This window comes from Acetobacterium sp. (assembly GCF_036508315.1).
Classification (GTDB): domain Bacteria; phylum Bacillota; class Clostridia; order Eubacteriales; family Eubacteriaceae; genus Acetobacterium.
This window is the reverse complement of the sequence record NZ_DATCHP010000104.1, coordinates 69,363-79,386: the sequence shown is the minus strand read 5'-3', so window position 1 is coordinate 79,386 and position 10,024 is coordinate 69,363. Positions and strand designations below refer to the sequence as shown.

Annotated in this window: 8 protein-coding genes and 1 pseudogene; all 9 read right to left on the bottom strand. The window is 39.3% G+C overall.

The window, feature by feature from the left end:
- Positions 1–3,033, bottom strand: a pseudogene (locus tag VIK44_RS12750) (hypothetical protein); the annotation flags it as partial.
- Positions 3,034–3,162: 129 nt separating this feature from the next.
- Positions 3,163–3,318 (bottom strand): helix-turn-helix domain-containing protein, encoded by a 156-nt coding sequence (locus tag VIK44_RS12745; protein WP_331554271.1) that lies wholly within the window; start codon positions 3,316–3,318, stop codon positions 3,163–3,165.
- A gap of 19 nt (positions 3,319–3,337) precedes the next feature.
- Complete coding sequence (locus tag VIK44_RS12740; RefSeq protein ID WP_331554270.1) at positions 3,338–3,715, bottom strand: hypothetical protein; 378 nt, start codon at positions 3,713–3,715, stop codon at positions 3,338–3,340.
- A 51-nt stretch (positions 3,716–3,766) separates the two neighbouring features.
- Entirely contained in the window at positions 3,767–4,777 is a 1,011-nt protein-coding gene (locus VIK44_RS12735; RefSeq protein ID WP_331554269.1) for an ArdC-like ssDNA-binding domain-containing protein, read from the bottom strand.
- 1 nt (position 4,778) lies between these two features.
- A complete protein-coding gene (locus VIK44_RS12730; RefSeq protein ID WP_331554268.1) occupies positions 4,779–4,985 on the bottom strand; it encodes a hypothetical protein in 207 nt (68 codons plus the stop codon).
- An 18-nt stretch (positions 4,986–5,003) separates the two neighbouring features.
- A complete protein-coding gene (locus VIK44_RS12725; protein WP_331554267.1) occupies positions 5,004–6,062 on the bottom strand; it encodes a hypothetical protein in 1,059 nt (352 codons plus the stop codon).
- 17 nt (positions 6,063–6,079) lie between these two features.
- Positions 6,080–7,012, bottom strand: coding sequence for a hypothetical protein (locus VIK44_RS12720; protein ID WP_331554266.1), 933 nt, complete (start codon positions 7,010–7,012; stop codon positions 6,080–6,082).
- Positions 7,013–7,047: 35 nt separating this feature from the next.
- A complete protein-coding gene (locus tag VIK44_RS12715; RefSeq protein WP_331554265.1) occupies positions 7,048–8,112 on the bottom strand; it encodes a peptidoglycan DD-metalloendopeptidase family protein in 1,065 nt (354 codons plus the stop codon).
- A complete protein-coding gene (locus VIK44_RS12710) occupies positions 8,112–9,902 on the bottom strand; it encodes a VirB4 family type IV secretion system protein (protein ID WP_331554273.1) in 1,791 nt (596 codons plus the stop codon). Before VIK44_RS12710 ends, VIK44_RS12715 begins: the two co-directional genes overlap by 1 nt.
- Positions 9,903–10,024 lie beyond the last annotated feature (122 nt).

Genomic DNA, 10,024 nt, shown 5'->3' with positions numbered 1-10,024 from the left:
AAAAAGTGTTTTAATGGCGGTGATATTATCGTGATACTTATCTCTGGCACTACCATAACCCAGTTTGTCATTTGTGATGTGGAAATTGGTCGTTTCAACTTCTATCGCATTAAGATTTGGTGCCATATGGATCTCAGCTTGCGGATCCACGTTCCTATTGTCAATAGTTGGTGTTTGATTAACAACTTTACGTGGTTTTAAGATTTCACCCATACGCCAGTCTAGATCAGTATTGATCGTTGCTAAAAAGTCATCGGTCAACATTTCTTTCTCGGCATCAGCTAAATAATTATCAGACTGAATTAAGTCACCAATGAATACTTCTAACTCCTTCCAGGATAGAACCACATCAAGGTTTTGAGCGGCATCCGTATGAACGTGTTCAATGTGTAATCCTTGTGGATTGGCGTACATATTAACGCTTGTTCCCGGAATGATCGGATGGGCGCTATAACTTCCATATTCGTTTTCAAGAAATTCAGCTCTTAAATCAGGTGAAATATTGCGTTGATACAAACAATAAATCCGAAATATGCCGTTTTCATAGCCACTTCCCTTTTCTAATATAATGTCAGTGACTTCATTTGGAATGGATGGTTCATTGTTCGGACTAAAACCCAACATCGAGAGTTGGTTGCTGTTTGAGGATTCTTTAACTTGGTCGAGTTCATTAAACAAGATCATATCGGCAACATGATCTGAAACAGTCTCCCAATCATAATCACTCTCAACCTTTGTATTGTTCGTGTCGATTTCCCAAATAATTAAGGCCTTTGGATAGGCTTCATAACCAACATTGCGAAGGCTTTTGCCTTCTCCAAGGATTAGGTCTGTAGCATCGATGTTGAAAATACTCTTAATGTATTCGGCACGTTTTATACCATTGGAATTATAACGAAAGAAATCCGTGATTTCTTGTTTAGTCGCTGATAGATAGGGGGCTTCCCTGAGAATATCGTTCAAAAGGAGTGCATGGCCTAATCGTGGAACACTCCTGGGTTGTGGTTCATAGTACTCGCATTGAGAAGTTCCGGATGTGCTGGATTCCACGAAAGGTTCAGGGTCTGTTTCATGTTCTAGACCTTCCTTATTTATTCGAGGTTCTGAAACAGCTTTTATTCGCCAATCAATATCGGCGTTTACCTTGTTTATAAATGCATCGTCAGTTAGGCTTTTCATTTCTTCTTCAGTGAGATACTGGCTTTTTTTAATAAGATCTTCAATACGGTTGGATATTTCACTCCATGAGAATGACAGTTTTGTATCCCCTCGATCAATGTGCAGACCCTTTCCATCATTATGCACACTGATATTCGTCCCACTAATGGCAGGAGCACGACCGCCGGTTCCGTATTCATTTTTTAAAAAATCAGCCTTGACCCTGGCTGTTTCGTTTCGCTGAAAAAGTTCGTGGATACGATATTTGCCTTGCTGAAAGCCACTGCCATCTTTCAAAATGGCATCAAGGACACCGCCTGGAATCGGGTCTATTAAGGGGTTATCTTGTCCGGACATTAACAATTGACTATTCAAAGAAGGAAAGGCAATCGCGTCTTGATCCAGTTCATTAAGCAACACCATGCCGGCATAATATCGGGTGATAACATCCCAATCATAAAATCCGTGAGCCGTTTGATTGTCATAGGTTCCTTCATAAAGAAGCAGGACGTTCTGATAGGCCTTGTAACCAACGCCACGGTTGTCGTCACCAGGGGTAAAGTCGATGACATTATTATTGAAGATGCTTTTAATATAATCGGTGCGTACCTTCTCGCTAGCATTTGAATGAAAGAAATCTGTGATTTCCTGTTTGGCAGCTGACAGATAGGGCGTGGAGCGAAGAATCTCATTAATCTCTTTTGATAATAAAAAAACCGGAAGCATGGTGTCTTCCGGTCTCTGCTCATAATATTCTAATTGTAAATCAGTTCCGCCATCACGATTTCCTCGGCTGAGTGTTTGAGATTGTTCATGTATCCCACCCATTCCATTTGTAGTGTCGCTTTGTCCGGCGCTGGATTTTTTTTCAATGAATCCTCCATGATCTTGTCGATCCGGATCTCGGCTGTCTGGTCGATATCCAATAGGTGTTGGGTTAATGTTTCCGACATTAACAGGTATTGGTATTTCCAATTCTTGCTTTTCATCAGGTATTGCCGTCTCAGTTCCCCGTATTTCCCGATGTGTTCCTTTGGCTGTTCCGTCAGCTCCAGATTGGGGTAATTGTAATCCCCCTCTTTGCGATATGTTATTTTCATGTTGTTCCCCTTTCGTTTCTTCGATTTCGATTTCTTTTTCCTTGTTAAGTGCCTGAACTATTTTACCAAGTTGCATCAATAATGGTTTTGCAATATTTCCAACGTTGACTCCTAGAAAATCCAGGGCTTGCAGATTGTCGAAAAGGCTGATGTTTTTAAAATCTGATTTTCCAAAATATGGTTGAATATCAATGTTACACCGTGATAAAACAAAATAGCTGGTGCTTTGGATGAGCATATCAACGAAAGCAGCTTGTATCTTGTGAAGATTCGGATTATCTTCGTCAAACAAATCGGATTGATATAGATCTAAATCTTCCAAAATTCTATTCTCAATTATTAACTTAAGTGTTTGACCTAAATCCAGGTCTTTGAAATTATCTTTTGGTTGATTTCCAATCAGTTTGCAACGTACCGCCTCGGCTTTATCTTCCCCAAATTTCCACAAGGAAAACTCTCTCCCATCCGGTTTTGATTGATGTGTATCATTCACATCGAATACATATTTAAGTTGTGTCTGTTTTCCGCCATCATCAACCACCAAAATGCTATTGGATCCCCGATTGACATAACGATTCAGTTTCTTGTTCCAGGCATCCATGGTTGTGAGTGCGGTAGAATCTGGATTTTGAGCATTAATAAGGAGTTGATTGAGAAAAGAATATTTATAGTGCCATGATGCGGATTTTAGAAAAGATAGCCAGTTAGCTTCATCTCTAAATTTTTTAACTGCATCTTTTGGAACGTCCATTATTTTAATTTTTTTATTGTTCATTAAAACAGTCCTCCCGGTTGTAAATTTGTGAGTCTTTATTTGGATATTGAAAAGAAAAGCTTTCTTTGCGTTGATCCCCAGGACTCATGGGCGTGACCGTTGTTGAACACACCCTGATTTTTATATCAGTTATTGCTGATCCTTTTTGAATTTTCTGACAATACGCTGAACGGTACTTGCGGATATTTTAAAGGTATAAGCAATCTCTGTGACGGAGATCCCCTTTTGATGTTGTTGAAAAACAATAATTTCTTGCATTGGCACTAATTTCCGTGGTCGTGGCAAAGACAAAACCCCCTTTTATTTAATATGTAATGACTGTCAATATGTATTGTACCAAAACATAGTATTGACAGTCAATACTATTACATTCATAAACAGATCTCTGGTCTCCGGCTTCACGTATTTTTGGTCTGCTTATTTTCGTCTTTATTCCCTGGCTTGTATCCACAAGCGAGTCTTTGTAGTTTTTCGAAGACTTAATCTCTTTATTTAGGCACTCAAGCTTTTTTTGGGAGACACATATTTCGGATTTCAAGTCTAAAAGTTCTTTGATGGCTTTTTCTTTTTCCAATCCCAATTGATCCGTTATCAATCTGTTAATTGAAATATCCCTTTCTTTATTTTCATTCCGTAGAAGTCTAAATAATTCAGTATCAAGAAGTTCGTTATCCGGCATCATTACCCCCTTTCGTGTTTGAATAAAAACATAAAAAAAAGACTTCTTAAAGTCTTACATTTCTTGATCCCATTCATCTTCGTAATTATATGAAGGGATGTTATTTAATTTTTCCAGGTGTTCTTCCATGGCATCAATGTGATCTTTGTATAGATCATTGACCGTTTTTAATGAATTGTCCAAAGAATAGCGATCTTTTTCATCATCCGGAAGCTTATCAAGTTCGGAATTAAAAGCTTTGTACTGGGTTGATAGATGACCTCGTGTACCCTCTGTGATTTCAAAACCGAAATGCGACATAAACATGATGGTTAATCCATCGGCTTCAAATTCTTTTAAATAAGTATCAATGCTTGTTTCGCCGGCTTTATGATCATGGTCGAGTAGTCCATGGGACATTTCATGAAGAAACGTTCCAAGTTTTTGAGTGTCTTGCAATTTATTGTTTAACTCAATTGATTTTGTGGAAGGCGTATATTGGCCTCGTAGTTCAATGGATCTCAGGGATGTTTCAGCCACACTAAACCCCTGTTGCTCACAGTAACCTTTTAGCTTCTCATAAATTTCAGCATGTGGGTGGGATTTTTCGCCAAACTTAATAATTTTAGGGTAATCTTCCACCGGGCAATCGGTTTGAGAAATATCAAAAACACTTCCCAGCTTAAACGACATGGCTTTTTTAACTTCAATTTCTCCACTGGCTATCTTTGATCTTTCATCAGGCGTTGCGTCCGCAAGCCGTGTTGACGTCTTTTCGCCGTTTCGGTAAAAATACGAGCATGGCACCGGCACAAATACTTTCATCGACTTTTGACCCTTTTCTACATGATACCCTTTTTCTTTATAAGACAGGAAACTCCCCACGAAAGAAGCGTATTGATTCTGGTCATAGATCAGTTGTTGATTTTTAGGGCTGTATTGGTAAAACTTTGAAGAAAAAGCAAAGTAATCGGCCATATCTTCCGGATCGCTTTTGAAGTTTTCACCAAGGGCTATAATTTTTTTATTATAGCCATCCATTTCATTCTTTATTTCTTCCTCACTCTTTCTTTTATATTTAGCCATATTACCACGCCAATTCCTTTGCAATTATATTTTGTTCGTTTATATCTAATGCTGCTAACGGGGTTAGGTCATCTTCAAAAGTCTGCTCTCCCGGGGAAACAAATTCTTCCGGAATTTCAAGGAAGAACCACTTCCCAGAATCATCTTTAATGATGGCCTTCCCATTGACATAGCCCACAATATCATTTTCTCTATGCTGTGTATTCATTACCACTCTCCTTGGCCTCTAATTGATTTTAAAAATATCATTGTACAAATTGACGTTTTCATGCCAACCCATGATGTTAGGGGCATATTTCACGTATTTTGCAGCAGTGTATAATTTTTTTGATTGTTCTTCCTGTGAAAGAAAAGTTATTAAAGTATTCACGTCTTCAATGTTTTCTTTGTTGCAAAAACTTGTGGCAAACAACAACTGATCTCGCTCAAAACAATTCCCAGAACCACATATTATTTTAATGTTGCCTTGTGAAAAAGGTTCAATGACATCTTCATTTAATACCCCAAGATCGAAAATAATATAATCGTAATCATTTGAGGAAACCCCATCACTTAATAAATAGTCCACACCCTGTGTCTGCCACCACTCTCCCATAGAGTCTTCCTCTTTGGTCATACGGTGGGCTTCGATAATGGATTTTAAATGGTTGTGTTCATTGGCTTCAACATAAGCCACCAACTTTCCTTGATTGGCTAAATAATTAGCTATTTGAATGGCGGTTGTTGTGGTGCCAGTTCGGTTTTGAGAACCGGCAACCATGATATTTGCAACTCTATCTTTTTTCTTGATTGGGACTTGACGCACAATGATTTTAGGTTGAGTGACGATTTTAACTTCTTCTGCAATTGATCGTTCTTTTTCTATTGGCGCTTCTCCCAATACAGTGTTATTAATATGATCCTGATAGGTAATACCGCCTTCAGAAAACACGCTATTAATGAGGTTTTCCCATTCATTCGGATCTCCGGTGACAATATTGTAAATATTGCGATCCAGAAGCCCTTGTTTGATTTCAGGGGAAATCTCACGAGCAAAGATTATAAGCCGAAGCTCAAACCACATCCGAATTGATTCAATGGCTTCATATAGACCTTCCGGAACATCCAAAAGGCAGTCTAAATCCACCGCTAAGAATCGACAGCTATCAACAAATTTACTAAGGTCGTTGGAAACAAAATCCAATAAGGTAAATTCTCCAATAAAAGGTCGAATAGGTATGCCGTTTTCCTGGGTTTGACCGTCAAAAACTCTTTTGTTTTTATCGCTGGTTAAGTATATTAGCAAAGTTAATCATCCTTTCATTATTTAATAAGAAACAGGGCCAGAAGAAGGAAAAAATTGAGACCGGCCATAACACTTCCGCCATAAACCAAAAATTGCTTAACCCCTTCTTTTTTTAGCAGATCTTGGGATTCTTTGTTTAACTGTTCAACATTGTTAAGTGTGGTCGCACTTTTCTTCTCTATCTTATCCAATGTTTTAGCCCAGGAACTTTCGGTGATTTCCATGGACTTATCTTTTTGATTGGTTAATTCGATGTTGTTTTCTTTTATCTTTGCAATGATGTCAGCGTAGGCCTTTTTAGTTTCGGCATTCGAAGACACTTCCCAGTCTTTAAACCCTTTTTCAAAAGCATCCCCAATGATAACTACCTTATCGCATTGCTTTTTAACATCTTTTGCGTTATTTTCAAAGACATCAAGCTGATGGTCCATCTTTTCCAGTTCTGCATGGATACTGCTCATATTATTTTTAACATCTTCACTGACCTTTTTAAAAACCTTTTCTGCCCCTTCAACACCTTGTTTTGTCTCAAGAAAAACACGCTCAACGGTTTGCATCCGTTTATATTCCTGTTCTTCTTTTTCGGCATCCTTCAGATAGGCGTCCATATGTCCCATTTTCAAGGTGGAATCATTAATAACATCCAATAGAATATCCATAGCCTCTGTGTCATTTGCAGCGTTTTTATAGTCAGCATTACCATTATCGACAACTATTCGAATATCTTCAAGTAAAACGGCCAAATGATGAATATTTGTTGATTTTTGGTCATAAGCTTCTCTGAAATAGATAAATGATGCTGAAAATTCATTAATATTTTCTAAAAATGCCTGCTCGTCCGATACACTCATTTTTTTTCCATTAAACTTATTGAGCGTTTCTAAAAACAATAGTGAATCACTGATGAAATTATGAGCCTCCAAGTTTTGTTTCTTTACATCTGCAATCATATAAATAGTATCCTTTCTTTTTTCAAAATTATATATTAACGAAAATCGTATCCGCCTAGATCGACAATACGTTGTTTTTTCAAACTGATATCTTCTTGTATTACAAAGATTGGTACATACTGACGTCCCCATGAAATACATTCGCTCTCGGTGGCTAACCACATATCAATGACTTTACGTTCATCATCAACGGCGCCTCCTCGATCTTCGACCACATATACCCCACCATTGGGTTGATCTGACCGAGCTGGAATAAATATGCGTGTTCCTAATTCCAGACTTGGATATCCAGCGACGGTTCGATCTGCCGTAACTGTTGTTCCTGAAGATGTTTGCTGAGCGCAATCGTAATAAGCTGTAATTTGAGCATTAACCTGTTCGGCTGTGGTTAAATCAATTTCCCCGGATGCAGTGGCTTCGCTGTCACTGACGTAAAGCATGGGGTCTGCATATTCCCCATCGGCTTTAATTTCAAAATGGATATGACCACCCTGGGTCTGGCCGGTTGCTCCGGTTAATGCAATTTGCTGACCACGCTTTACTAAATCCCCGGAGTTCAATGAAAATGAACCGGGTTCCAAATGGCAATAATAGGCAACTATTTCTTTCCCATCTTTGGCCTTGCCTACATTAATGACAATGGTATTTCCCCAAGCACCGTTGGGCCCGGCAGCAATGACCATGCCATCGCCAATGGCATAGCAGTTTGAACCGTTCGGGGCTTGAATGTCAATGCCACTGTGAAACCGGATATCTCCGTAAATGGGATGTACCCGGTAGCCAAAAAGATTATCTTCTTGATCTCGATTCAATTTGTGTTCATAGTCCAACGGCCAGGCGTATTGACCTGAACCATGGGCTGTTTGCGGCATCAGATATTGATACTGAGCCTTGAAACTCAAGACTTCAGCCAGTATCTCCGGATTGTCTGCAAACTCGGTTAAAAGGGTGATCGGGGACATTAGAATATACACCAGAAGCATAACCAAAAGAATGATAAGCCCGAAAAAAACAGCTAAAATTCCCAAAAATACATTTCTGAGCTTTTCATCGGATGCAACAACGGTTGCGACTTTCGCTACAATTGCCGGAATTGCCATTAACGCCCTCCTTTATCACCAAAGTATTTAAACTTGTACTCAGGAATTACAAATGAAGCATTGAGCCGATCACTGCCGATCAAAAACAATCCCCTCCCCCGAATTTTACTGGTCAAGACTTCAACTTCGGCTTCGGTGAGTGTGTATAGATTCTTCGTTTCGTGCATATTGGCACCATCGGTTCCTAACATAATTTTAAAACATGGCTGATCCAGAAGGGCCTGACCATACAGCTTGATCTTTGGATCAAGAAAATCAACAACCCCGTGGGATGCCACAACAATGCCGGCCTCGTATTTTCTGGACCGTTTCATAGCGTTTCTTAGAAAAATAAGGCTTTGTGGCACACGATCATCAATCATGAGGTATGCTTCATCACAGACTAAAAGGATGCGTTCTTTTCGATCCCTTGTCATTTCTTGCCATGCCCAATTCAACAGATTGAAATACTGGGTGCTTTTGATACTATCTGAGGAATTGTCTAAATCATGGGTGTCCAGGCAAATGCACTGTGAATTTGCTTTGAGTGTGGTGTGACCGCTCCATAAAAATGAATCACTTCCCTGCGCAAGATCTTTTAATAATAGTGACAATTCGCGATAGGCTAACTGTTCGCTTTCCTTGCCGGGTTTTTCATACAGTTGTGATTTTTTAAGAATCAATTCATATAAATCATTAAATATTGGGAAATCATCGTTTTTCATGGTATCAACGTCCGTGTCCCAGAATATGTTAAAACAATTATAAAGTTGGATCACTTCATCTTTTAGAATGGCTCTCTGAATATCAGTAATGTCTTTAAAATACAGATTGAAAAATACGTCTAATGTTTTTAAATGAAGGGCCATGGCACCCATGTCGTTTTCTTCTTCTTCATCATCAGCGTTAAAGTCCCACATATCCTTTGGTATGGGACGAATTTGCAAAGGATTGATACGTCCACGGCCATCACCGCCGGCGTTAATCCAGTCTCCACCGAGCATTTGGGTCATGTGCTTATACTCGCGTTCTGGATCAATAAAGATGATGCGTGTTCCTAATGCCCATTCCCTTAAAACAATGTGCTTAATGGTGGATGACTTACCGGAACCGGTGTCCCCCATGATAACAAAATTACTGTTAGTTCGGTCTCCCCCTCGTTTCCAGGGATCAAGGATAATCAATCCACCGGTTGAGTCTTTTCCGTACAGATAACCTTTCTGGTCGTTATAACCGCTGGATGCAAAAGGAAACCCCCCAATAAAAGTGGACAGGGGCATGACCGTTTTTAAAATCTGATCAACATCTTTATCCTCGGAATAAGCCGGGGATAAATTTTTAAAGCCTTCTTTCTGGAGATAAGGCAAAGACCTGATTTTGCATTTTTCCATAACAAAAGCGCTTTCAACCTTCTCACACAGCTTTTTAAACCTTTCTCTTTCATCGGCCATTGGCATGATTGAAATAGCGACTTCTCCAACGATCTCACCATGCTGGTCAATCTGAACCATGATTTTTTCAGCATCATCAGCCATGCGTGTTGCCCTTTTAATGGTTAAAGGGTCTTTGCTTGTTTGAATACGACCACGATTTTGAACCACTGCGCTATTTAAAGTTGACAAAAACTCGCCATTATCAATCGGTGTAAACTGAACGGAAGCCACGGTGCCTGGAATGTTAGTCAATCGCCCTAGCCATCCATATCCTTTTTGTTGGGGATATTTGACAACGCCATAAACTTTTGCGTGATTTTCACCAATCATTAATTCATTTGGTTTTACGATCATCCCGACTGGCCCAATAATATTCATTAATGAATGATTGGTTGAAATCACTTCTTTCTTTGCTCGCTTAGGTTTATTGCTGCTATCCTCATCTTGCCGAAATCCCACTCTGGTCGGCTCGACTACGGGTTGTTTATCTTTCTTGTTAA